Source organism: Rossellomorea arthrocnemi, assembly GCF_904424705.1.
Taxonomy (GTDB): Bacteria; Bacillota; Bacilli; order Bacillales; family Bacillaceae_B; genus Rossellomorea; species Rossellomorea arthrocnemi.
In genome coordinates this window covers 1-1,484 of sequence record NZ_CAJGBF010000048.1, presented here as the reverse complement: position 1 = coordinate 1,484, position 1,484 = coordinate 1, and the positions used below count along the sequence as shown (strand labels likewise).

At 48.9% G+C, this 1,484-nt stretch carries 2 rRNA genes; both read right to left on the bottom strand.

Annotation, left to right across the window (positions count from 1 at the left end):
- A 23S ribosomal RNA gene (locus BAA9072_RS23845) occupies positions 1-829 on the bottom strand; the annotation flags it as partial.
- Between the two features lie 245 nt (positions 830-1,074).
- Positions 1,075-1,484 (bottom strand): 16S ribosomal RNA (locus BAA9072_RS23840); the annotation flags it as partial.

Genomic DNA, 1,484 nt, shown 5'->3' with positions numbered 1-1,484 from the left:
TCTCCGCTACCCACACCTCATCCCCGCACTTTTCAACGTGCGTGGGTTCGGACCTCCATTCAGTGTTACCTGAACTTCATCCTGGACATGGGTAGATCACCTGGTTTCGGGTCTACGACCACATACTCAATTCGCCCTATTCAGACTCGCTTTCGCTGCGGCTCCGTCTTATCAACTTAACCTTGCATGGGATCGTAACTCGCCGGTTCATTCTACAAAAGGCACGCCATCACTCGTTAACGAGCTCTGACTACTTGTAGGCACACGGTTTCAGGTTCTATTTCACTCCCCTTCCGGGGTGCTTTTCACCTTTCCCTCACGGTACTGGTTCACTATCGGTCACTAGGGAGTATTTAGCCTTGGGAGATGGTCCTCCCAGCTTCCGACGGGATTTCACGTGTCCCGCCGTACTCAGGATCCACTCAAGAGGGAATGAAGTTTCAACTACAGGGTTGTTACCTTCTTTGACGAGCCTTTCCAGACTTCTTCGTCTACTTCATTCCTTTGTAACTCCGTATAGAGTGTCCTACAACCCCAAGAGGCAAGCCTCTTGGTTTGGGCTACATCCCGTTTCGCTCGCCGCTACTCAGGGAATCGCAATTGCTTTCTCTTCCTCCAGGTACTTAGATGTTTCAGTTCCCTGGGTCTGCCTTCCATACTCTATGTATTCAAGTAAGGATATTGTTCCATTACGAACAATGGGTTCCCCCATTCGGAAATCTCTGGATCAAAGCTCACTTACAGCTCCCCAAAGCATATCGGTGTTAGTCCCGTCCTTCGTCGGCTCCTAGTGCCAAGGCATCCACCGTGCGCCCTTCATAACTTAACCGAATTGGTTGTTACATCAGGTTTAAAACCTAAAATGGCGATACTCGGTAATTTCTTGACTATCAATTTATCTTTATCTAGTTTTCAAAGAACAAACATTTGTCTCAGAAGAGACAATATGGGTGGATATTTTGCTTGCGCAAAAATCCCTGATGGATGGTTATTTTGCTCTCGCAAAAAACCTGGTTAAACCATCAAAACTGAACAAAACTTCGACTGTCAAACGTTTTAGTAAATCTTCCTTAGAAAGGAGGTGATCCAGCCGCACCTTCCGATACGGCTACCTTGTTACGACTTCACCCCAATCATCTGTCCCACCTTAGGCGGCTGGCTCCAAAAGGTTACCTCACCGACTTCGGGTGTTACAAACTCTCGTGGTGTGACGGGCGGTGTGTACAAGGCCCGGGAACGTATTCACCGCGGCATGCTGATCCGCGATTACTAGCGATTCCAGCTTCATGTAGGCGAGTTGCAGCCTACAATCCGAACTGAGAACGGTTTTATGGGATTGGCTAAACCTCGCGGTCTTGCTGCCCTTTGTACCGTCCATTGTAGCACGTGTGTAGCCCAGGTCATAAGGGGCATGATGATTTGACGTCATCCCCACCTTCCTCCGGTTTGTCACCGGCAGTCATCTTAGAGTGCCCAACTGAATG